General features: G+C 63.9%; 21 protein-coding genes. 14 read left to right on the top strand and 7 right to left on the bottom strand.

What is annotated here, in order from left to right; all coding sequences use genetic code 11:
• A complete protein-coding gene (locus GJB56_RS23585) occupies positions 1 to 1,101 on the bottom strand; it encodes a DegT/DnrJ/EryC1/StrS family aminotransferase (RefSeq protein WP_042950324.1) in 1,101 nt (366 codons plus the stop codon).
• A 110-nt stretch (positions 1,102 to 1,211) separates the two neighbouring features.
• On the opposite strand from GJB56_RS23585, the gene GJB56_RS23580 reads away from it, so the two are divergent.
• Positions 1,212 to 1,928 carry a DapH/DapD/GlmU-related protein gene (locus tag GJB56_RS23580; protein WP_042950322.1) on the top strand — a complete coding sequence of 239 codons (717 nt, stop codon included), beginning with the start codon at positions 1,212 to 1,214 and terminating at the stop codon, positions 1,926 to 1,928.
• A 124-nt stretch (positions 1,929 to 2,052) separates the two neighbouring features.
• Positions 2,053 to 3,006 (top strand): lysylphosphatidylglycerol synthase transmembrane domain-containing protein, encoded by a 954-nt coding sequence (locus tag GJB56_RS23575; protein WP_153211149.1) that lies wholly within the window; start codon positions 2,053 to 2,055, stop codon positions 3,004 to 3,006.
• Between the two features lie 7 nt (positions 3,007 to 3,013).
• Here GJB56_RS23575 and rfbB read toward each other — a convergent pair whose 3' ends face one another.
• The gene (gene rfbB, locus GJB56_RS23570) at positions 3,014 to 4,015 is read right to left on the bottom strand and encodes a dTDP-glucose 4,6-dehydratase (RefSeq protein ID WP_113683457.1); all 1,002 of its coding nucleotides are present in this window, start codon (positions 4,013 to 4,015) and stop codon (positions 3,014 to 3,016) included.
• A 98-nt stretch (positions 4,016 to 4,113) separates the two neighbouring features.
• Here rfbB and rfbA point away from each other — a divergent pair, with 98 nt between their 5' ends.
• Genes rfbA through GJB56_RS23550 form a run of 4 tightly spaced genes read left to right on the top strand, consistent with a single transcriptional unit; the run spans position 4,114 to position 7,634 of the window.
• Positions 4,114 to 4,989: a glucose-1-phosphate thymidylyltransferase RfbA gene (rfbA, locus tag GJB56_RS23565; RefSeq protein ID WP_113683554.1), complete on the top strand. Its 876-nt coding sequence runs from the start codon at positions 4,114 to 4,116 to the stop codon at positions 4,987 to 4,989.
• A 1-nt stretch (position 4,990) separates the two neighbouring features.
• On the top strand, positions 4,991 to 5,596 hold the full coding sequence (locus GJB56_RS23560; protein ID WP_020968128.1) for a dTDP-4-dehydrorhamnose 3,5-epimerase family protein: 606 nt from the start codon (positions 4,991 to 4,993) through the stop codon (positions 5,594 to 5,596).
• Positions 5,597 to 5,647: 51 nt separating this feature from the next.
• On the top strand, positions 5,648 to 6,739 hold the full coding sequence (locus GJB56_RS23555) for a S1C family serine protease (protein ID WP_113683553.1): 1,092 nt from the start codon (positions 5,648 to 5,650) through the stop codon (positions 6,737 to 6,739).
• Positions 6,740 to 6,773: 34 nt separating this feature from the next.
• Entirely contained in the window at positions 6,774 to 7,634 is an 861-nt protein-coding gene (locus GJB56_RS23550; RefSeq protein WP_113683456.1) for an ATP-grasp domain-containing protein, read from the top strand.
• Here GJB56_RS23550 and GJB56_RS23545 read toward each other — a convergent pair.
• From GJB56_RS23545 to GJB56_RS23535, 3 genes are read right to left on the bottom strand one after another with little or no spacing between them, the layout of a single operon-like run.
• Entirely contained in the window at positions 7,620 to 8,591 is a 972-nt protein-coding gene (locus GJB56_RS23545; RefSeq protein WP_113683455.1) for an alpha/beta hydrolase, read from the bottom strand. The two genes, GJB56_RS23550 and GJB56_RS23545, sit on opposite strands and share 15 nt — an antisense overlap.
• Positions 8,592 to 8,610: 19 nt before the next feature.
• Positions 8,611 to 9,537, bottom strand: a complete 927-nt coding sequence (locus GJB56_RS23540) for a PIN domain-containing protein (protein WP_113683454.1) — start codon at positions 9,535 to 9,537, stop codon at positions 8,611 to 8,613.
• Positions 9,538 to 9,591: 54 nt separating this feature from the next.
• The gene (locus GJB56_RS23535; protein ID WP_074447111.1) at positions 9,592 to 10,065 is read right to left on the bottom strand and encodes a GtrA family protein; all 474 of its coding nucleotides are present in this window, start codon (positions 10,063 to 10,065) and stop codon (positions 9,592 to 9,594) included.
• Between the two features lie 63 nt (positions 10,066 to 10,128).
• Between GJB56_RS23535 and GJB56_RS23530 the strand changes: the two genes are divergently transcribed.
• From GJB56_RS23530 to GJB56_RS23510, 5 genes are all read left to right on the top strand, one after another.
• Positions 10,129 to 11,562 carry an FAD-binding oxidoreductase gene (locus GJB56_RS23530; protein WP_003943934.1) on the top strand — a complete coding sequence of 478 codons (1,434 nt, stop codon included), beginning with the start codon at positions 10,129 to 10,131 and terminating at the stop codon, positions 11,560 to 11,562.
• Positions 11,559 to 12,320, top strand: coding sequence for a decaprenylphospho-beta-D-erythro-pentofuranosid-2-ulose 2-reductase (locus GJB56_RS23525; protein WP_019746424.1), 762 nt, complete (start codon positions 11,559 to 11,561; stop codon positions 12,318 to 12,320). Before GJB56_RS23530 ends, GJB56_RS23525 begins: the two co-directional genes overlap by 4 nt.
• A 90-nt stretch (positions 12,321 to 12,410) precedes the next feature.
• On the top strand, positions 12,411 to 14,264 hold the full coding sequence (locus GJB56_RS23520) for a galactan 5-O-arabinofuranosyltransferase (protein WP_046379736.1): 1,854 nt from the start codon (positions 12,411 to 12,413) through the stop codon (positions 14,262 to 14,264).
• Positions 14,265 to 14,337: 73 nt separating this feature from the next.
• The gene (locus GJB56_RS23515; protein WP_230091058.1) at positions 14,338 to 14,946 is read left to right on the top strand and encodes a TetR/AcrR family transcriptional regulator; all 609 of its coding nucleotides are present in this window, start codon (positions 14,338 to 14,340) and stop codon (positions 14,944 to 14,946) included.
• Between the two features lie 99 nt (positions 14,947 to 15,045).
• Entirely contained in the window at positions 15,046 to 15,678 is a 633-nt protein-coding gene (locus GJB56_RS23510; protein ID WP_195849558.1) for a hypothetical protein, read from the top strand.
• A gap of 22 nt (positions 15,679 to 15,700) precedes the next feature.
• Here GJB56_RS23510 and GJB56_RS23505 read toward each other — a convergent pair whose 3' ends face one another.
• Positions 15,701 to 16,372, bottom strand: a complete 672-nt coding sequence (locus tag GJB56_RS23505) for an MspA family porin (protein WP_020968119.1) — start codon at positions 16,370 to 16,372, stop codon at positions 15,701 to 15,703.
• A gap of 335 nt (positions 16,373 to 16,707) precedes the next feature.
• On the opposite strand from GJB56_RS23505, the gene GJB56_RS23500 reads away from it, so the two are divergent.
• Entirely contained in the window at positions 16,708 to 18,540 is a 1,833-nt protein-coding gene (locus GJB56_RS23500) for a glycosyl transferase (RefSeq protein ID WP_113683452.1), read from the top strand.
• 9 nt (positions 18,541 to 18,549) lie between these two features.
• On the opposite strand, the gene map is transcribed toward GJB56_RS23500, so the two are convergent.
• Complete coding sequence (gene map / locus GJB56_RS23495; protein WP_070796571.1) at positions 18,550 to 19,314, bottom strand: type I methionyl aminopeptidase; 765 nt, start codon at positions 19,312 to 19,314, stop codon at positions 18,550 to 18,552.
• A gap of 49 nt (positions 19,315 to 19,363) precedes the next feature.
• On the opposite strand from map, the gene GJB56_RS23490 reads away from it, so the two are divergent.
• Together GJB56_RS23490 and GJB56_RS23485 are read left to right on the top strand one after the other, a co-directional pair.
• Positions 19,364 to 19,633 carry a helix-turn-helix domain-containing protein gene (locus GJB56_RS23490; RefSeq protein ID WP_003943854.1) on the top strand — a complete coding sequence of 90 codons (270 nt, stop codon included), beginning with the start codon at positions 19,364 to 19,366 and terminating at the stop codon, positions 19,631 to 19,633.
• A gap of 49 nt (positions 19,634 to 19,682) precedes the next feature.
• On the top strand, positions 19,683 to 22,973 hold the full coding sequence (locus GJB56_RS23485; protein WP_442792696.1) for an arabinosyltransferase domain-containing protein: 3,291 nt from the start codon (positions 19,683 to 19,685) through the stop codon (positions 22,971 to 22,973).
• Positions 22,974 to 22,997 lie beyond the last annotated feature (24 nt).

Here is a 22,997-nt window from a genome sequence, read left to right as displayed (position 1 = left end):
TCAGGCCTCCATGGCGCCGCGTACCGCGGCAACGATCTGATCGACGTCGCCGGCGGACAACGCAGCGTGGACGGGGATGCTCAGGCACCGCGACGCGACCGAAGTGGCCACCGGCGTCTCGTCGATGACGACGCGCGGATGCTCGCGGTAGCACTCGTAGTCGTAGACGGCCTTCGGGTAGTAGATGCCGCTACCGATGTCCTTCGCGGCCAGACGCTCACTCAACTGGTCGCGAGTGATCGGTGCGTCTTCGGCCAGCAGCAAGGTGAACTGATGCCAGACATGTCCACGACCGGACAGTTCGCTCGGCAGGATCAGTCCCTCGACGTCCTTCAGGCCGACACGCAAGGCCTCCGCATTCCGGCGGCGCGCCTCGACCTGCTGCATGTACGTCGCCATCTGGGGCAGAGCCAAGCTCGCCTGGAGGTCAGTCATCCGGTAGTTCTGGCCGACCATCTCGTACTGGTAGCGCGCCCGCATGCCCTGGTTGCGCAGGACCCGAAGTCGATCGGCGATCGCGTCGTCGTCGGTCGTGATCATTCCGCCCTCGGCGGTCGTGAGGTTCTTCGTTGCATAGAACGAGAAGCAACCCACACCGAAACTGCCGGCGCCTCGCCCGTCGTACGTCGCTCCGTGGGCCTGAGCGGCGTCCTCGACGACAGTCAGACCGTTTTTCGATGCCAGCGGCATCAATGCGCCCATATCCGCCGACTGTCCGTACAGATGAACCGGCATCAGAACCTTCGTGCGGTCCCCGATTCGATCGGCAGCGACCGCCGGGTCGATATTGAAATCGGACTCGGAGATATCGGCGAACCTCGCCGTCGCGCCTGCCTCGAGGATCGCATTGAGCGTGGCCACGAACGTGAACGGCGTGGTCAGAACCTCGTCACCTGGCTGAAGATCCTGGACCTGCAGAGCCGCGATCAACGCCGTCGTGCCGTTGTTCACCGCCACCGCGTGTCGCGTCCCGACCAGCGCCGCGAACTCGTCCTCGAGCCGCTTCACCTTGGGTCCCTGCGCGACGATCCCCGATCGCAGAGTGTCCAGCACCTCGCGCTCGACTTCTTCCCCGAACGAGATACTGGATATCGCGATCACTGAGTTACCTCCGATAGATTCATCCGACCGTCGTCGGAACGAAATACCCCGACAACCCAGGAAGCGTATCGAAACACGATTCGATACTTCGAGAGGATTCCGGAACCCGCATGTCTGAACGAGCCGACTGCCACATCCATCCGACCGCCGTCATCGGCGCCGACGTACTGATCGGGGCAGGGGTCACGGTCGGACCGAACGCCGTGCTGACCGGCCCACTCGAGATCGGCGACGAGTGCTGGATCGGCGCGGGAGCGGTCTTGGGAGCTCCCCCCGAGATCCTCGGCGCGCTACACCCGACATCCTGGTCGGTCAGCGCCGGTCTGGGAATTCGAATCGGTGCTCGAACGACGATTCGCGAATTGAGCACCGTCCATCAGGGCAGCGAACGCCGCACCGAGATCGGCGAAGACTGCTTCGTGATGAACAGAGTGGGAATCGAGCACGACGTGCAGATCGGTGACCGATGCGTCGTGTCATCCGGCACGACGCTTGCCGGGCACGTCAGCGTCGGAAACAGCGTCAACCTAGGCATGCACACTGTCGCGCACCAACGCCGCATCATCGGCTCCGGATCCATGATCGGGATGGGAACCGTCGTGGTCAAGGACGTTCCACCCTTCTCGAAGGCATTCGGCAACCCGGTGTCGTTGAACGGTGTCAACCGGATCGGAATGAGCCGATCAGGTATCTCGGACGCGGATATTTCCGCAATCGAAGACCTCTACGCCGCCGGCAGCTTCGGCACGTCACCGGCCATTCCGGACTCACTCTCGGAAGCCTTCACCTGGTGGCGGGAACGCGCCGACAAACCGCTCGTGGTTTAGCGAGACAAATCCTGGTTGGTATCGTCTGCGAAATGACGAACGGGCGGGATGCAGGCGCGTGAGTACCTCTCCCGAATCTGAACAACCGGTCGAAGACGTCGAACCGGCCGCACAGCCGAACGCTCTGCGCGGCCTTCTCGTCAACGGGTTCAAGGTGCTCGTCACCCTCGCGATCGTCGTCGCGATCATCTTCGCGGTGAAGTCCCAATGGTCCGAGGTCAAGAACACGATCACCGAGCTGAACTGGTGGACGCTTGCCGCCTCGTCGGTGTTCATCTTCCTCGGTATGGGTGCCGCAGTGCGGGCCTGGCAGCACGCACTCGGCGCCCTCGAACAACCGATCCCGGCCTTCGACGCCGCTCGCGCTTATCTGGTCGGCCAACTCGGCAAGTACCTTCCCGGCAGTGTCTGGGCCTTCGTTCTGCAAACGGAACTCGTCAGGCGCGCCGGTGTGTCCCGTGCCGCAGGCTTTGTCGCAGTGCTGGTCACGGTGGGGTTGAGCACAACTTCGGCGCTGGTCGTCGGCCTCTTCGGTCTACCTGCCCTGTTCGAGGTCAGCACGGCGGCAGCGGTCGGCGTGATCATCCTCGTACCGATCGCATTGGTCTGCGCCTACCCGCCGGTGCTCACACGCCTGGTGAACCTCGCGCTGAAACTGCTCCGCCGCACGCCGCTGCACAAGCCGCTCACGATGCACAAGATTGCGCTCGCTTTGGGCTGGTGCGCAGCAAGCTGGGTGCTCTACGGCATCCAGTTGTGGCTGCTCGCGTCCAGTTCGGCGGGCTTCGAAATCCGTGGGCTCGTCCAGTGCATCGGCGCTCTCGCCCTCGGTATGTGCGCGGGAGTCCTCGTCTTTGTCGTCCCGTCCGGAATCGGTGTCCGCGAAGCCGTCATCGTCGCAGCGCTTTCACCGTTCATGGATGCCGGCGTCGCGCTCGGCCTCGCACTGGCGTCGAGGCTGCTGTTCACCCTCTGTGAGGTCTTTGCCGGCGTCGTGGCTGCGTTGTCGGGATCACGGGGCCTGCGCAATGCACTCGTGCACGAGCGCTCGCGGGTGCCGGACCCCACCAAAGCCTGACGTTCGGTCAGACCACTTTCTCGGACGCGGAATACTGCGTCTCGACGCCGGCCTTCTGCGGACGCCACCACTGCTCGTTGTCGCGATACCACTCGACGGTGGCTTCCAGCCCGCTTCGGAAATCGCGGTACTGCGGCTTCCACCCAAGCTCCTGCTGCAGTCGCGTCGAGTCGATCGCATACCGCAGATCGTGACCAGGGCGGTCGGTGACGAAGTCGAAATCGTCCGGCTTGCGTCCGAAAATTTCGAGCAGAGCCGCAATCACCGTCCGGTTGTCGGTTTCACCGTCGGCGCCGATCAGATAAGTCTCGCCGGACTTTCCGCGGTCCAGGATGTCCCAGACGGCGCGGTTGTGGTCTTCGACGTGAATCCAGTCGCGGACGTTGCGACCTTCCCCGTACAACCGCGGACACACCCCGTCGAGCAGATTGGTGATCTGGCGTGGGATGAACTTCTCCACATGCTGGTACGGGCCGTAATTGTTGGAGCAGTTGGAGATGGTCGCCGCGATCCCGAACGAGCGCACCCAGGCACGCACGAACAGATCACTCGACGCCTTGGACGCGGAGTACGGACTCGACGGGTTGTACGGTGTCGTCTCCGTGAACTTCGCCGGATCATCCAGTTCGAGGTCGCCGTACACCTCGTCGGTGGAAATGTGGTGATAGCGGACCCCGTGCGAACGCACTGCCTGCAGGAGCGAGAAAGTACCCATGACGTTGGTCCGCAGGAACGGTTCCGGATCGGCGAGGGAATTGTCGTTGTGGCTTTCGGCGGCGAAGTGCACGACTGCGTCGGAGCGCGAGACAAGATCGTCGACCAGCGGCTCGTCGGCCACGTTGCCGTGAACAAACGTGATCCGGTCCTCGACGGACGCCAGGGACTGGCGATTTCCGGCGTAGGTCAGAGCGTCGAGAACCGTGACTTCCACGTCGCGACGAGTCGACACCGTCTGATGAACGAAATTGGCACCGATGAAGCCGGCACCCCCGGTGACCAGTAGTCGCACTTCATCTCCTCAGGTTCATCGAACGAACTCCCACTTTAGCGGCAGAATTCGCCATGTCCCGTTTGCATCGGCGGGCAGGAGTGCAGGACACTGCACGCATGCGCGGAATCATTCTGGCCGGTGGCACCGGGTCGCGGTTGCACCCGATCACCCTCGGAGTGAGCAAGCAACTCTTGCCTGTCTACGACAAGCCGATGATCTATTACCCGCTCTCCACTCTCATGCTCGCGGACATTCGCGACATCTTGATCATCACGACTCCACACGACGCCGAGCAATTCCGACGAGTTCTCGGCGACGGCTCACAATTCGGTGTGAATCTCACGTACGCGATCCAGCACGAACCCAACGGCCTCGCAACGGCATTCACACTCGGCGCGGATCACATCGGATCGGAATCCGTGGCGCTTGTCCTCGGCGACAACATCTTCTACGGCCCCGGCCTCGGAACCCAACTCAGGCGTTTCTCCGACATCGACGGCGGAGCCGTGTTCGCTTACTGGGTCTCGAATCCGACCGCCTATGGCGTCGTCGAATTCGACGACTCGGGTCGAGCAGTGTCCATCGAGGAAAAACCGACGTCACCGAAATCCAATTACGCAGTCCCCGGCCTCTACTTCTACGACAGCGACGTCGTGGACATCGCACGCACGCTGAAGCCCTCTGCGCGTGGCGAATACGAAATCAGCGACATCAATCAGCGCTATCTCGAAGCAGGCATACTCACCGTCGACGTCCTCCCCCGCGGAACCGCGTGGCTCGACACCGGAACACCCGATTCCCTGCTCGAGGCTGCAAACTACGTGCGGACCATCGAACACCGCCAGGGTCTCAAGATCGGTTCACCCGAAGAGGTCGCGTGGCGTCAGGGATTCATCGACTCCGACCAATTGCGCACTCAGGCAGAAGCATTGGGCAAATCCGGGTATGGCCACTACCTACTCGAACTGATCGAGCACGGCAAGGAATGGTGACGTGGAAATTCGTCCACTGAAGATCGCTGGAGCGTGGGAGATTACGCCGAAGCAGTTCGGCGACCACCGCGGCGTCTTTCTCGAATGGTTCAAAAGCTCTACCTTCACCGCCGCAACCGGCCGCACACTCGACCTTGCCCAGGCCAACTGCTCCGTTTCCGAAGCCGGCAGCCTCCGCGGGATCCACTTCACGGACAATCCGCCCGGACAAGCGAAATACATCACCTGCGTGAAAGGTGCCTTCCTCGACGTTGTCGTAGACCTACGGGTCGGATCACCGACCTTCGGCGAGTGGGATGCGGTGGTGATCGACGACGTCGATCGACGAGCGGTGTTCCTGGCGGAAGGCCTCGGCCACGCGATCCTTTCACTCGAGGACGGATCGACAGTGATGTACCTGTGCAGCATCGAATACTCTCCCAACCTGGACCGCGACCTCGATCCCTTCGATCCTGAACTCGCGATCGAATGGCCGAAGACGGACCGTAATGGCGACCCCCTGACCTACGAGCTCTCCGCAAAGGACGCCGCCGCACCGTCCCTGGCGACGCTCCGCGCGGACGGTCTGTTGCCCGGTTTTGTGGCCGAAGATTCGCCGAATCGGTAATCTTCACCTTTCACACTCGATGGGATGACGACCGGCGGGACGGACGGCTGGATGACCAAACGTGCGGGCAGACGCGGTCTGTGGACGGCCGCCGTTCTCGCAGCCGGACTCGGCGCCCTCGCACTGGCCGCACCGCCTCTGACCCCAGGCACGATCGAGTCCGCCCCCGTCACGGTCATCACGACCACCCCACCGGCGCCGGTTGTTCCGCTCACCCCGGAGGAGCTCTCGGCCCAGGTGGTCCCCACCATCGTCACCATCACCGCGCCGGCCGGATTCACCACCACCGCCGGAACCGGGATCGTGCTCTCCCCTGACGGAGTTGTGCTCACGAATCACCACGTCATCAGCGGAGCCTCGGACGTCACTGCCGTCAGCATGTCCAACGGACTGATCTACGACGCCGAGATCCTCGGGTACGACAGCGTCAGCGACCTTGCCGTCCTTCGACTCGCGGGCGCCACGGATCTGCCGGTGGCTGTGGTCGGCAAATCAGCAGAAGCCACTCGTGGGGATGCCGTCACCGCAATCGGAAATGCGGAAGGCGGCGGAGTGCCCGTCCCAGCTCCCGGCGTCATCACCAACCTCGGTGTCACCGTCAACACCCGCAACGTGTCCGACGGATCGCGAAACCAGTTGAAGGGCCTCATCGAGGTCGACGCGGACATCCGGCCTGGCGATTCCGGTGGCCCCCTGGTCAACGCCGTTGGCGAGCTGATCGGCGTCAGCAGTGCGGGCAACGCCGTCACCGACCGCACCGAAACCTCGCCGGCGCCTCAGTCCTACGCGATACCGATCGACACCGCGCTACCGATCGTCGAGCAGGTACTCGGTGGCCGCTCCTCCGAAACCGTGCGTGTGGGACCGACACCCGTGCTCGGTGTCGCAGTCAAGGATCACGCGGAGATGCCGGCCGGCGCGGAAGTTGTTGCCGTGAGCTTCGATTCGCCGGCCGAGCGGGTGGGGCTGACCAAAGGTGCGGTCATCACCGAGTTCGGTGGCAGCCGGATCGCGTCGTCCGCTGATCTCAACGCGGCGATGAGCTCGCGCCGCCCCGGCGACACCGTCGCGGTGACGTGGGTGGACGCAACCGGGCAACCCGGGACCGGTTCGCTGGTCCTCGACGAGGGGCCACCTCGCTAGTCGTACAAGGCGCCAGCCGTGAAAGCATCGTGGCATGACCACGGTTCTCCTGCTCACCTGTGACGGCGCCGCCCGCGAGGCGGATGTCGAAAGCAAACTCGTCATGGAAGCTCTCACCTCCTACGGCATTGCGTCGACGATGGCGCCGTGGTCGAGCCCGTCCCTCCTCGATATCGACGCCGACCTGGTTCTGATCCGGTCGACCTGGGACTACACCCAGCGCCTCGACGAATTTCTTGCCGTTCTCGATCAGCTGACCGCCCCGATCGCCAACCCGCTCCCGATCGTCGAGTGGAACGCCCACAAGGGATACCTCACCGAACTTGCCGCGGCCGGCGTCCCCATCGTCCCAACCGCTGTGATCGCTGCCGGAAAGAGCGAAACACTCACCCTCCCTTCGTTCGAGGGTGCCGAGGTCATCGTCAAGCCTGCCGTGTCCGCCGGCGCTGTCGGAGTGGGAAAGTTTGCCGCCGGGTCCGCGCAGGCCCGCGCTCACCTCACCTCGATCCTCGAGAGTGGCAACGACGCTCTGGTCCAGCCCTTCATCTCGGACGTCGTCGACGGCGAGCGCTCGATCATCCACCTCGGCGGACGCTACTCCCACGCCGTCCGGAAGATCCCGGCCACCAACGACTTCCGCGTGCAGGAATTCCACGGCGGAACCAACTACCTCCACGAGCCTTCCGCCGCCGAACTCGCGGTGGCCGACGCGGCACTGGCCGCGACCCCATGCGGCCCCGGCGAATTGCTTTATGCGCGTGTGGACGTCGTGGGTCCGGTGGATCAACCACTGCTCATGGAAGTGGAATTGATCGAGCCCGAACTCTTTCTGCCATTCGCCCCTGGATCTGCCGACGCCCTCGCACGGGCAGTTGTCGCGTCACTGCGCACGTGACTCCTGGGGCGGGACCGCATCGAGCCTGGTGCGAATGAACCTGGCGACGTCGCGTAACGCAGCCCGGCTCTCCGGCAAGCCAGGCCACACGGCGGGAAACGCGTGAACCTGGCCGTTCCAGATCTGCAGCGAGCACGGCACCCCCGCGGCGGCGAGCCGTTGCGCCATCACCTCCGAATCGACTCTGAGCACCTCGGATTCGGCGGCAATCAGCAACGACGGCGGCAAAGCGGCAAGATCGCCGTCGACGGGCGAGTTCGTCTGTCCGCCAAGCTTTCCGATCGCCATCAATGCCGACACCGGGGCGATCACGTCGCGTCGAGCGTTGGCATGGACCGATTTGGTGGTGCAATCGAGATCGAGGAGCGGCGAGAGGCCGACAAGACCGGCCGGAACCTCGAGCCCCGCGGAAACTGCTGCAAGCGCCGTCGCGAAGACCAGGAAACCTCCGGCCGAATCACCAACGAAGACAACCTTTTCCGGCAAGGCTCCCTGTTCGAGGAGCCACCGGTACGCATCCAGGCAGTCGTCGACGGACCCGCTGATGCTCGTGCTCGGCAACTGCCGATATGCGATGTGCAGGACCGGAAGGCCGGTTCGCTTGGCGATGCCGGCAACGACCGGCCGATGCGTGTTGAGCCCGCAGCACATGAACCCGCCGCCGTGCAGGTAGAGAACTACACCCTCGCGCAGATCAGCCGTCGAGCCTGCCGTGCGCACGAGTTCGCCGTCGAAACCTGGAAAACGAATCGCTTCCCGATCGATCCCGGAGGGAATGCGTACACCCGCGGCCGAGTCCAGAACTGCGGCGCGGCGCATTGCGCCAGGCGTCAGCGGCGCGATCCCAACTACGGGCCGAAGCATCCATCGACACGCGTTGTAGAGGACCTGCGATTCGATACTCGGCCTGCCGTATCGAGTTCCGGTCCTACGACTGACTGTCGGCAACAGAGACATCTGTCCAGATTAGAAGCGATCAGGCACCGAAGAGGTCGACTTCGTCGAGATCGTCGACGATCGTGACCTTTCGTTTCCGCCCGCCGATGACCTTGCCCAGGCCGCGCAGTCCACCGGACTGAGCTTTCGGGGCGGGTTCGATGCGCTGCGGCGCAACTCTCGTCCGCGCTGCGCGCTGTACGGGCTTGGGTGCGGGAGCTGATGCCGGTGCCTCCGGAACGACGGGCGCCGCCGGAACCTCGGGTTCGGGAATCTCTGTTGGAACGACCGCTTCCGGCTCCACGAAGCCCTGAGCAACCGGGGCCTCGGGCGCGACCTCAGCGACCTCAGCCACCTGCTCCACCTGCACCGGTCCGTCGATCACCGGGATGTCCGACGCCCAGCGGACCCGATACTCGAGGCCGCGCGATGCCAGTTCACGTGCGAGATCCGCGTGCCAGACCCCGTCTTCGCCGTCGCCGTATGCCCGCGCGTCGGAACTGACCCAGATGACGTCGACCTCCGGGTTGCGGTGGGCGAGATCGAGCACGGTCAGCCAGTTCAGCGTCGCCGGGTAGCCGTCTCGCTTCTTCTTGTCGGTATAGGGCCGACGCAGCGAGATCGCCCTCTCGGCCACCTCGAGATGCGACACGTCGACTGGATCGACCACTTCGACGCCGATCGCCACGAGGTCTTCGATCACGTCGTCGACGTAGCCGTCGGCCTTGTCGTGAGCAGCGTCGACGAACCTCGTGAGGTCGCGCCGCAACCCCAGTCGGTCGTACATGCGCGCCTGGACGCTCAGGGCCGCGATCATCTCCGCCGATTCCTCGCGGTAGCGACTCGCAACCTCGAGGACAACCAATCGCGGCACGACGACGCGGTGTCCGAGTGCGCGAGCGTCGGCGATGGCAGTGTCGAACCGTACACCCCTGGTCAGGGCCGAAGAATCGAGAACGATGATCATGCGCTCGATTCTCTCTCGAGAAACCGGACGAATGCGCTAATCCACCCCGAACCGTTACTTGATCTTGAAGATCACTGCCCGCTGAACGATGAAGTTGATGACCGTCGCGGTGCCCTGCGCGATGACGAAGGCCAGCGGTGTCCGCCACCAATGCTCGTCGAAGACATGGACCATCAGTTCGTTGAGTCCGACCTGAACCGCAAAAGTGACCGCGTACAGCGCGACTACAGCGATGAAGCGGGCGCGAGAAGGCTCGGCCTTGAACGTCCACCGACGATTGATGAGGTACGCCGTCGTGGTGCCCGCAACGAAGCTCAGCGATTTTGCGGCGACGCGCGGCAACCCCAACGCGAGGAGCAGCACATACAGCCCGTAGTCCACGACCGCCGACAGCCCACCCGTCGCGACGAACCGGACGATCTGCGTTTTCAGGTCCAGCGCGTCGTCGGCGATGTCCGTCGTGACAGGAATCTCGACGGGCAGCGGGACATGGGGTTCGTGCTGGTGACTTGCAGGTGTTTCGGGCACGACGACGAGAGTAACCACTCGAGTCGGAGCCGTCGGCACTACTCCCAGGTAACCTCTACCTTGATGTCCACGACAGCAGAAGAGACGCCGCAGCCGGCTCTCCACACCCAAGCCCGCACCCTCACCGGTTGGGGACGCACCGCCGCCACCACCGCACAGGTGCTGTCCACCCCCGACGTGGAAGTGATCGCCAACGCGGTCGCCCAGGTTGCGGAACAGAACGATTCCAAGCCATCGCATCTGCGACGCGGCGTCATCGCGCGTGGCCTCGGCCGCTCGTACGGCGACCCGGCGCAGAACGCCGGCGGGCTGGTCATCGACATGAATGCACTCAGCCGCATTCATCGCATCGATCGCGACACCGCCCTGGTGGACGTCGACGCCGGTGTGAATCTGGATCAGCTGATGAAGGCTGCTCTGCCGTTCGGCCTGTGGGTTCCGGTCCTGCCGGGTACTCGCCAGGTCACGATCGGCGGCGCCATCGGCTCGGACATCCACGGCAAGAACCACCACAGCGCAGGTAGCTTCGGCAACCACGTCGTGTCGTTGGATCTACTGACGGCCGACGGCAAGGTTCGCACGCTCACCCCCAAGGGCGGGCGCAACGACCCGAAGGCCGCACTGTTCTGGGCCACGATCGGCGGCATGGGCCTGACGGGCATCATCTTGCGGGCAACCATCAAGATGACACCGACCGAGACGGCGTACTTCATCGCCGACGGCGACGTCACCAACAGCCTCGACGAGACCATCGCGCTGCACAGCGACGGCAGCGAGGCCAACTACGAGTACTCGAGCGCCTGGTTCGACGCGATTTCCGCGCCCCCGAAGCTCGGCCGTGCGGCAGTCTCGCGCGGATCTCTGGCGAAGCTCGACCAGCTTCCGGCCAAGCTGCAGAAGAACCCGCTCGCCTTCGATGCGCCGCAGTTGCTGACGTTCCCCGACGTCTTCCCCAACGGGCTGGCCAATAAGTTCAACTTCACCGCGATCGGTGAGGTCTGGTTCCGCAAGTCCGGCAAGTACCGCGGCAAGGTCCAGAATCTGACGCAGTTCTACCACCCGCTCGACATGTTCGGTGAGTGGAACCGGGCGTACGGATCCAACGGATTCCTGCAGTACCAGTTCGTGGTTCCGCCGGAGGCCGTCGACGAATTCAAGAAGATCATCGTCGACATCCAGCGCAGCGGGCACTACTCGTTCCTCAACGTGTTCAAGCTGTTCGGCGAGGGCAACCAGGCGCCGCTGAGCTTCCCGATCCCGGGCTGGAACATCTGCGTCGACTTCCGCATCAAGCCGGGCCTGAACGAGTTCGTCACCGAACTCGACAAGCGTGTCCTCGAATTCGGTGGGCGCCTGTACACGGCCAAGGATTCGCGGACGTCCGCGGAAACCTTCCACGCCATGTACCCGCGCATCGACGAGTGGATCGCGACGCGCCGCAAGTACGACCCCACAGGCGTTTTCGCCTCCGATATGTCCAGAAGGCTGGAACTGTGATCAACGCTGTAGGTAACCCGCAAACCGTTTTGCTTCTCGGTGGAACCTCCGAGATCGGCCTCGCCATCTGTGAGGAATACCTGAAGAAGGCGCCGCTCCGCGTCATTCTTGCGGCACTTCCCGGCGATCCGGGACGCGAAGCTGCGGTCAAGCAGCTCGAAGCGAAGGGTGCCACCTCGGTGGAGCTCATCGACTTCGACGCCGTTGATTTCGAATCGCACCCGAAGGTGATCGACCAGGCGTTCTCGAACGGGGACGTCGACGTCGCGATCGTCGCCTTCGCACTGGACGGTGACTCCGAAGAGCTGTGGCAGAACCAGCGCAAGGCGGTTCTGGTCGCAAACGTGAACTACACCGCATCCGTCTCGGTCGGTGTTCTTCTCGGCGAGAAGATGAAGGCTCAGGGCTTCGGCAAGATCATCGCGATGTCGTCGGTTGCCGGCGAGCGCGTCAAGCGTGCCAACTTCGTCTACGGATCGACCAAGGCGGGCCTCGACGGTTTCTACCTCGGACTCGGCGAGGCTCTCGCGGAATTCGGACCGCAGGTCACCGTCGTCCGTCCCGGCATGGTGCGCACGCAGTTCAGCGCCCACGTCAAGGAAGCTCCGCTGACGGTCAACAAGGACATCGTCGCGAAGCTCGCTGTTGCCGCCTCGGACAAGGGCAAGGAAATCGTCTGGACTCCCGGCCCGTGGCGCTTCGTCATGATGGGTCTTCGCCACGTGCCGCGCCCGATCTTCCGGAAGTTGCCGGTTTAAGCTCCTCCCGTGCCAGAAACAACAACTGCTCCGAGTACAGAACTTTCGACCCCGTCGCCGTGGCGTAATGCCGCGGCGACGGTGGTGGAAATGGCCCTCGGAGCGCTGGTCGCCGCTGTTGTAGCCGCTGTCGGGCTCTTTGCTTTCGGCCGAGTGCAGTGGCCGGCGTTCACGTCTTCCAACGTCACGCAGGCCGTCACGACGGTGCTGCAGGTGCTCTGCATCGCAGTGGTCGGTGTTGCGGTTCTGATGTTCCGCGCCCGCAAGGCCGAGCGGGTCGCAAAACTCCTCTCGTGGGCCGGGCTCTCCGGTTTCGTCACCACGACGCTCGGACTTCCCCTGGCCGCGACGAGTCTGTATCTGCACGGCGTCTCGGTCGATCAGCAGTTCCGGACCGAGTACCTGACCCGGCTGACGGATTCGGCTGCGCTGCAGGACATGACGTACGTGGATCTGCCGCCGTTCTACCCGGCCGGCTGGTTCTGGATCGGTGGACGCGTCGCGAACCTGCTGGGCATGGACGGTTGGGAAGCCTTCAAGCCCTACGCGATCGGCTCGCTGGCTGTCGTCGCCGTCGTTGCACTCGTGTTGTGGACCAAGCTGATTCGACGCGATTGGGCCGTAGTCGCAGCGTTGGCCGTCACTGCAGTCGTGTTGGCGTACAACTCCCCCGAGGCGTACGGCGCCGTCATCAACCTCCTGATCCCGCCGGTGCTGATCCTCGCGTGGGGCGCATTGGACCGGCCGGGGGCGTCTCGATTCGCCGGTGCCGGCGCGATACTCGGGACGGGTCTGTTCCTCGGTTTTGCCGCAACCGTCTACACGCTGTATCTCGGATTCGCCGCGTTCGCAGTGACTCTGATGGCAGTCGTTGCCGCAGTACTTGCCGCCCGCGCTCAGAACACGTGGAAAGCCGCACTGGGTCCCCTTGTCAGGCTCGCCGCAATCGCGGTGATCTCGGGTTTGGTCGCTCTGACGGTCTGGGCGCCCTACCTGTTGAAGGCACTCTCGGGTGCCACTGCAGAATCCGGCACGGCAATGCACTACCTCCCCGATTCCGGTGCGGTACTGCCCTTCCCGATGCTGAGTTTCTCGCTCGTCGGCGGACTGTGCCTACTCGGCACGGTCTGGCTGATTTCTCGTTTCCTCTTCTCCCGCCGCGCCCGGGCACTCGGTATCGGTGTCATTGCCGTGTACCTGTGGGCACTGCTGTCCATGACGTTCACCGTCGCCGGCAGTACGCTCCTCGGCTTTCGACTGGAGCCGGTCCTGATCGGACTCCTTGCGGCCGCCGGCGTGTTCGGATTCTTCGAGTTCGCCGGTTGGATCGTCCTGGCCACCAGCGAAAATCCCCGCGTCAAAGCGGTACTGGTTGCACTCGGTGTCATCGGAGCCATCGCCTTCGCGCAGAACATCCCGCAGGTGCTGGCGCCGGATATCGCTGTGGCATACAGCGATACCGACGGCAACGGCGAGCGCGGGGACAAGCGACCTCCCGGGGCCGAAGCCAATTACGCGGACATCGACCGGATCATCCGCGAACAGTTGGGACGTGAACCCCATGACACGGTGGTACTCACCGCCGACATCGGCTTCCTGAGCTTCTACCCGTACTTCGGTTTCCAAGGTCTGACGTCGCACTACGCAAACCCCCTCGCCGATTTCCGTGCCCGCGCCGCACTGATCGAGCAGTGGTCGGAACTGAAGACCCCTGACGAACTGATAGCTGCGCTGGACGCGTCGCCGTGGCGCAGTCCCGACGCCTTCGTCTTCCGCCAGGGCGCCGACGGGTACACACTGCGGTTGGCCGAGGATGTCTACCCCAACGACCCGAACGTCCGCCGCTACACGGTCACGTTCCCCAAGGAACTGTTCGACGATCCTCGTTTCACAGTCACCGAGCAGGGCCCGTTTGTGGTCGTTACCCGCTCTGACGCGATCTAACCAGGAGATACGTCACAAAAGGCTTACCGTCGGGGTCGTTGACGCGACCCCGACGCACCCCTAACTTCATACCGTGACCCGAACCGATGCCCGAGCGGCAATGATCGATGCAGCCGAGCGTCTGGTTGCCGAACGAGGTCTGGCCGCTCTGACGCTTCGTGATGTTCAGACCGAAGCCGGACAGGCCAACAAATCGGCTGCGCAGTATCACTTCGGTTCACGTGAAGGTTTGCTGGCGGCCGTCGTCGAGTCCAGAATGCGACCTGCCGGTGAGCGTCGACGCGAGTTGCTCGACACGATCGATCTCGACGCGAATCCACCGACGATGCGCGCCCTCGTCGGGGCTCTCGTCCTGCCGTTGGCGGAACAGACCATCTACCGCGAGGGCACGTTGTACGCACGGTTCCTGGTGCAGTCGATCTTCGACCCGGCCATGTCGTCGACCATCCGTGATCACATGCAGGCCGAGAGTTTCCGCGAAGTTCAGCGGCGGATAGTCACTGCGTCCTCGTTGCCGGCAGAGATCGCCGAACTTCGGGCGGCAACTCTGACCGTGCTCGCCGTCGTCACTTTTGCCACGTGGGAGGGTCGCGTCGACAGCCGAGAACGTGCTCACGTGATTGTTGCCGACCTGATCGAAAGTTGCCTCGGAGCACTCTCGGCCCCGGCTGCGCAAATCTGACACGCTGTCCGGCGAGTTTGTTTCCGAAACTGCCGGGGTACTCAGCCCCTCCAAGCGCAGTCGAGCAAACGGCCGCATCAACCACCGGCGGGGTAGGTGATGACAGTGAGCGAACTCGTTACGCAAAGCCGCGAGCTTGTACCGCATCGTGCAGTTCTCGATTCCGCAGAACATGTTCTGGTCATTGCGCGCGGCAAACCGTTCGGGCGCGAGCAGGCCTTCCACGAAGTGTTGAGCGTCGCGATTCGCAATCGCATCGAAGTACTCACTCTGGCAAGGGCTCTCATCGACGTTTCCGAGTCCCGCGACTACCGCGCGATCCCGACCGACACCGCACACACCGTTGCGGTGCTCGAATGGGGTGAGCTACTCGAGATCCCGACCGAACACCACGAGAAGTCCAGAGCCGAATCGGCTGGAGACGCCGATGAATCGAACGACTTCGACGATCCGATCGAGCCGGAGTATCTGGTCGAGACCGACGTGGGCGGACGCGTCGTCTTCGTCGCCCTCGCGTTCACGATCGGCGGGATAGTCGGATTCTTCGCGCACGACTGGGCGCTTCTGCTTCTGATCACCGCCGTGTACCTCGTGTGGATCGCGGCACGGCTGGTCGCGAAACTCGTCAGTGTTTCCCGCAGTGCCCATTGGGCGGACGCCGAGCCTATTCGTGGCACCGATTCGACAACTCACAACGCGGAACGCTCCCACCACCACGCTGTTGCAGCGTGAGGGCGGGAGCGCCGGTACTGCACTACAACCGTTGCGGCACACCGTAAGTGACGACGGTATCGCCATTCGACGTGACAGCCTTCGCGTAGGGCCTGATGGTTACCGGCCCGATTGCTCCCTGTACGTATCCGTGAACTCCGGAGAGCCGGACGGCTGCTTCAGGTCCGTCGAATTCCTGGTCTTCGAGTAGCGCGACGTCGGTGATACCGCCCGGCGCTAGATCGACGTCCAGTTCCTGCGACGGAATGATGTCGCCGCCGATGGCGAACCCGTTCGAAATGTCCAGGCCCAGTTCGAAGTCCGGAACCAGACCGATACCGAGGTTCGTTCCGCTCTCGACTGCCCAGTCGAGGCCGGGACTGTTGAGAACAACCGTCGCACCGGTCAGCGCGATCGGATAGCCGATCTGATAACCGATAGTCAGCTTCGTTCCGGTGAAGCTTGCCGCGTCCGGCCCGTCGATCTTCACGCCGGCAACCCCGTCGTGGAAGAACTCAACGCTCAGCGGTGAGCTGTCGAGAGGCGGAAAGACGTGGATAGCGGTATCAGCCTGATAGACCTCTATCCGATTTCCTTTGACGTCGGTGATCGAACTGGTGTTGTCGACGCCTGCCGACGCCGTCCCACCCCCCAGGACAACGGCCAGTAAGGCCACTGCTCCCACTGCGCTACTGCGAACTGCTGTCTTCGACATGCACAAGCACCATCCCATCCGGTATAGGCCCCGGACGTAGGTTCCAACTCTTCGTCGAGGATGGGATTCGTCGGGGCTGCCTGAACAAACGCGAGCAAGATCCTTGTTGCGATACCCCGGTCACGAACCCGTCAAACGATGCACGAAAACATTACTTTCCGGACAAGTCGGGTGGCCCGGTTTGTCCCGTCGGCTGCGCCCGCTCGCGGACGCGAACCGTTTTGTTCGTTACTCTGACAGAGGAAGTTATCGAATCGAGACCTAAATAGGCCACCCCGAACTTCTGAGAACTGCCACTTCAGGGATGGGCGCCAGAACCGAAAGGCACCGACTGCATGACCGAGACCTTGCCCGACGTCCAACTGCTCGAAGAAGCACGTCCAGGGCGAGTCCGTTCAGCAGTGCGGCGCTCGGTCGTCCAGCGCGGGCGTCTTGTCGACCTCGCGATCATGGCGACGTTCACCGTTGCGGCGATCTACGTGATGTCGAACCTGTGGAGCGATCTGCAGTCCGGCTATCTGTTCAACGCGGGCCGCGACCAGGCCATGTGGGAATGGTTCTTCGCCGATACCGCTCACGCCCTCGCCCAGTTCCGCAGCCCGCTGTTCAGTGACCTGCAGAATTACCCGCTCGGCGTGAACCTGATGGCCAATACCGCGATGTTCGGCATCAGCATCCCGTTGGCCCCGATCACGCTGATCTTCGGACCGACAGCCACGTATGCGATCGGGCTGACCGCCGGCCTCGGCGGCACCGCCATCGCTTGGTACTGGGCATTCTCGCGGCACGTACTGACCGGTGTCTCCGTCCGCTCCAAGATCGCCGCCGCCGTCGGAGCGGGGTTCTGCGGATTCGCGCCCGCCATGATCTCGCACGCCAACGGTCATCCGAACTTCGTGGCTTTCTTCGTACTCCCCTTCATCTTCTTGCAGGTAGTACGCATCTCGAACGGCAAGCGTCCGGTTCGCGACGGAATCGTTCTCGGCCTACTCGTCGCGTGGCAGATCTTCCTCGGCGAAGAGCCGCTCCTCATCTTCACGATGTCAGCCATGGTGTTCGGCGCCGCCTATGCACTGCCTGACCTGGCCAAGTCGCGCCAGGCGATCAAGCGCGCGATGCCCGGTCTCGTGATCGGCGGCGCGGTCACACTCCTGATCACCGCGGTGCCGCTGTGGTCGCAGTTCTTCGGCCCTGCGAGCTACGACGGCGTCTCACACGGTCAGGCAGGCAACGACACCGCTGCACTCACCACGTTCCCGACCGAATCGGTTGCGGGTGATCCCGAGGGCGCGGAGTTCCGAATGAACCCGACCGAGGAGAATGCGTACTTCGGATGGCCGTTGGTGCTCCTGCTTCTCGGTGCAACGGTGTGGCTGTGGCGCATCCGTCTGACCCGCGCTGCCGCCGCCGTGATCGTGGTGATGGGTGTGCTCTCGCTCGGTTCCGAACTGACCATCGACGGTGACAAGACCGGCATCACCCTGCCGTGGAAACTCCTCGCCGACTTGCCGTTGTTCGAATCGGTGCTCGAATCCCGATTCGCCATGGGCGCGATTCCGGCGATCGGGCTGCTGCTCACCCTCGGCACCTACCGCGCTTTTGTCGAACTTCGTGGACCGCGCCGCACGGCAGCCGGTGTCTGGCTGGTGGCGCTCGCCGTCGCGATGATTCCCCTCATCCCGACCCCCATCGACGCCGATCAGCGATCTGCGACGCCCGAATTCATCACCAGCGGCTCGTGGGAGAACTACGTCAGCGACGGCACTCTGGTGACGGCCCCTGTCGCGAGCGCCGAGGACGCCCGCGCACTGAGCTGGCAGGTCGACGCCGACTTCGGCTTCCCCATCGCCGGCGGGTACTTCGTCGGCCCGGATTCGAAGACCCGCGCCGGAATCTACGGCGCCGAGTCCCGGCCCACCTCGACCCTGCTGGTCAATGCCAAACAAACCGGCAAGGTCCCGTTGATCGACGTGGGCACCAGGGCGAACGCACTGACCGACCTGCGGTACTGGCACGCCGATGTACTGGTGCTTCCCCGATTCTCCGGCGACGACGCCCTGCGCCACACGGTCGACGAGCTGGTCGGCTTCGACGCCAAGCGCGTCGACGACGTGTGGGTGTGGGACGTACGAGACCTCGTTAGCGGCAAGACCTCCAACCAGAGCTGAGCGGGTTGATCAGCGGGTCATGATCACCGGACCGTCTTCGGTGATCGCGACAGTGTGCTCACTGTGCGCAGCCCTGGCGCCCGAAACGGTGCGAAGGGTCCACCCGTCGGCGTCGTGCCGGTAGTCGTCGGTTCCGTCGGCAATGAGCATCGGTTCGATGGCGATGACCAGGCCGGGCCGTAACCTGAAGCCTTTGCCTGCTCTACCTTCGTTGGGCACATCCGGCCCTTCGTGCATCTCGCGGCCGATGCCGTGCCCACCGTGATCGGCGAGCATGCCGTACCCGCGGCCACGCGCGTACTGTCCGATCGCGGCACCGATGTCGCCCAATCGGTTTCCGGGCTGGGCGGCGGCAATGCCACGGGCAAGTGCCTCATCGGTCGCGTCGATCAGTGCCTGATCCTCACTACTTCCCTGTCCGACGGTGAAGCTGATGGCGGAGTCGCCGCACCAGCCGTCGAGTCTCGCACCGCAGTCGATACTGATCAGGTCACCGTCACGGAGTCGGTACCCATTCGGGATACCGTGCACCACAGCATCGTTCACGCTGATGCAGGCCACACCGGGAAAGGGTATCGGCGCCGTCGCCGGCCGATAATTCAAGAACAGCGCCGAGGCGCCGGCAGCCGAAATGACCTCCGCGGCAACGGCGTCCAATTCGAGCAACGTCACTCCGACGCTCGCCGCCTCACGCGCCGCAGCCAGCGCCTGCGCGGTGATTCTCCCCGCCGCCGCCATCGCGTCGATTTCCCCTGCGGTCTTGATTTCGACCATCTCGAACACCTTCCTTGTCGAATAACTATACCGGTATTACTATAAGCACATGGTGCGCGTGCCGCTGACGGCGGAAGAACTCGAACGAGGACTAAGGCTGGGTGAACTCCTGCGATCGGCGCGGGGGGACCGAAGCATGGTTCAGGTAGCGCTCGACGCCGGTATTTCCGTCGAAACGCTGCGCAAGATCGAAACCGGACGCATCGCGACACCCGCCTTCTTCACCATCAGCGCGGTCGCGGAAGTGTTGGGTATTTCACTCGACACCATCGCCCGAACACTTGAAACACCACAATCCGAACAGGAAGTTGCATCCTGAGTAGTTCTCTCAGGATGTGTGGGCCCGCACTCGCCTAACATCGTTCCTTGTGCCGTCTGAAGTAGTAGTGCCCCCGAAACCCGTGCCCACTGGCCCCGAAGCTCCCCGAGAATCGGATTCCCAGAGAGTCCGGACGGCACGACTCATCGCGATAGTCACCGGCCTTCTTGGCCTGCTTCTTGCACTCGCGACGCCGTTCCTGCCCGTCAAGCAGGAAGCCGCGAGCATCGACTGGCCGCAGGGTGGGACCGTCAACAGCGTCTCGTCGCCGCTGATCTCCTACTCGCCCACATCGCTCGACATCAGCATTCCCTGTTCCACCCTCGGCCAGTTGGGCGGCAGCGGCGGCACACTGCTCTCGACCATGCCGAACGGTGCGCCGGACCGAAACGCCCGCGGCCTCACCGTCCGCACCACTGCCGACCGCCTGGAAGCACTCACTCGCGATTCGGTGCTGATCTCGGCTCCGCTCGATCAACTGAGCGGGTGCACGGCGATCACCATCACGACCAACTCCGAGCAGACCGTCGCGGCGGTCACCGGAATCGACGGCGTCGGCACCACCCTGACCGGTGACTACCGCCCACAGGTTGTCGGCATCTTCACCGACCTGCAGGGCGCAGCGCCCGCCGGACTGTCCGCCCACATGGACGTCGACTCGCGGTTCTCGTCCAGCCCCACACTTCTCAAACTGTTCGCGATGATCGTCGCGGCACTCTCGACCATCGTCTCGCTGTACGCACTGCACCGGATCGACGGCGTCGACGGCCGTCGTGCCCGGCGGTTCCTTCCGGCACGGTGGTGGAAGTTCACCGGCATCGACGCCCTGGTGATCGGCACGCTGGCGCTCTGGCATGTGTTCGGCGCCAACACTTCCGACGACGGTTATCTGCTCGGCATGGCCAGAGTCTCGGAGCACTCCGGGTACATGGCGAACTACTTCCGTTGGTTCGGCGTCCCCGAAGCGCCGTTCGGTTGGTACTACGACGTGCTGGCGCTGTTCGCGAAGGTCAGCACCGCGAGCATGTGGATGCGCCTGCCCGCGTTGATCGCCGGCATTCTGTGCTGGATGGTCATCAGCCGCGAGGTGATACCGCGACTCGGTGTTGCGGTGCGCCGCAACAAGGTTGCCATCTGGACGGGCGGGCTCGTGTTCCTGGCCTTCTGGTTGCCGTACAACAACGGCCTGCGTCCCGAACCCATCATTGCCCTCGGCGCCCTGCTCACGTGGTGCTCCATCGAGCGCGCCATCGCCACCGGACGTCTGTTGCCCGCCGCGATGGCCGTGCTGATCGCCGCATTCTCGCTGGCCGCCGGGCCTTCCGGGCTGATCGCCATCGGCGCGCTGATCGCCGGAGCCCGGCCGATCCTGCAGATCCTGATCGCCCGCGGCAAACGCGTCGGCTTCCTGTCCCAGGTCATGCCGATCCTCGCAGCCGGAACCGTGGTTCTTGTCGCAGTCTTCGCAGATCAAACCCTCGCGACAGTTCTCGAATCGACCCGGGTGCGAACCGCCGTCGGGCCGAACGTTCCGTGGTTCGAGGAGCGGTTGCGGTGGGACGCACTGATGACCATCTCCCCCGACGGCTCACTCGCACGCCGCTTCGGCATGTTCGTCATGATCGTCGGACTCGTCTTCTGCGTCATGATGATCCTGCGCAAGGGCCGGATCCCCGGCACCGCGATCGGGCCCTCGCGCCGAATCCTCGGCATCGTGTTCGCGTCGCTGCTCCTGATGCAGTTCACCCCCACCAAGTGGACCCACCACTTCGGTGTGTACGCCGGTCTGGCCGCTACGGTTGCCGTGCTCGCCGCTGTCGGCGTGAGTGCGTCGAGCATGCGTTCCAAACGAAACCGCGCGCTGTTCGCCGCGGGCATCCTGTTCATCCTCGCTGTGGCGTTCACCAGCTCCAACGGCTGGTGGTATGTCTCGAGTTACGGCGTGCCGTGGTGGGACAAGCCGCCGTCAATCGCCGGCAAGGGATTCTCGACGGGTTTCCTCGGCCTCACGATCCTCGCCCTGCTGCTGGCAGCCTGGTACCACGTCATGGAGCCGCGCGAGCGAAACGGCACAGAAGACAGCGTCAAGAAGACAAGGCGACTTCGCCTTCTCGCCCCGTCACCGTTGACCATCGCGGCCGGAGCCGTCGTGCTCTTCGAGGTGCTGTCCCTACTCAAGGGAGCGGTCGCTCAGTACCCCGCGTACTCGATCGGCAAGTCCAACATCGAATCCGTCTTCGGCGGAAGCTGCGGTCTCGCGGGTGAGGTACTCGTGGAGTCCGATCCCAACACCGGCGTCCTGCAATTGGTGGACAGGCCCACCGACCTCGCCGGCGCCGGAGCTTTCGGTGCAAGCGAATCGACCGGATTCTCGCCGGACGGAGTCGCCGGCGACCTCACCGCAGACGCCGAGGACTCGACGGCGGGCAGTGCAAACAGCCTCGACACCACGACCTCTCAGTCCGGCACCACCAGCACGCCCGGAACCGGATCCGGAACCGCTGGCGGCTCGCAGTCGACCTCGGGCGTCAACGGCAGCAACGTCGCGCTCCCGTTCGGGCTCGACCCCGCAAAAACGCCGGTGCTCGGTAGTTACGGAGCGCCCCAGAACGCGTCGCTGACCACCGGTTGGTACTCACTGCCCGAGCGCAACGACGCCGCACCGCTCCTCACGGTCGCCGCGGCCGGACGAATCCGCTACGTCAACTCCGACGGCATCGTCACCCCCGGCGCGGTCTTGCAGGTCGAGTACGGCAAGAAGCAGGCCGACGGAAGCGTCGACGCGCTGGGACGAGTCGATCCGATCGACATCGGCCCGTCGCCGTCGTGGCGCAACCTGCGCGTTCCGATGGATCAACTGCCCGCAGACGCCGACACCGTGCGTCTGGTGGCCAGTGACACCGACATCAGTGCCGACCAGTGGCTGGCGGTGACACCGCCGCGAGTGCCGACCATGCGCACGCTGCAGGACGTCGTCGGATCCACCGATCCGGTGCTGATGGACTGGGCCGTCGGTCTGGCCTTCCCGTGCCAACGTCCGGTCGATCATCTGTACGGCGTCGCCGAGATCCCCGAGTGGCGCATTCTGCCCGACCGCATCGGCGCGGAGTCCACCAACGCCTGGCAGGACCACTACGGCGGCGGACCGCTCGGTTGGACCAGCGAACTGCTCTCGGCCAGGGCATTGCCCACCTACCTGGACAACGACTGGGATCGTGACTGGGGTTCGCTCGAGCAGTACACACCGCTCGATCCGGACGCAGTTCCCGCGCAAATGAACGTCACCACCGAGACCCGGTCGGGCACCTGGACACCGGGCCCGATTCGTTACCAGTCGTAACTGTTACGCGTGGACCTACCAACC

Origin of the sequence: Rhodococcus sp. AQ5-07, from assembly GCF_009707305.1 — a bacterium.
GTDB classification, from domain to species: domain Bacteria; phylum Actinomycetota; class Actinomycetes; order Mycobacteriales; family Mycobacteriaceae; genus Rhodococcus_F; species Rhodococcus_F erythropolis.
The sequence above is the reverse complement of the archived record's forward strand: the minus strand, read 5'-3'. Positions and strand labels throughout refer to the sequence as shown.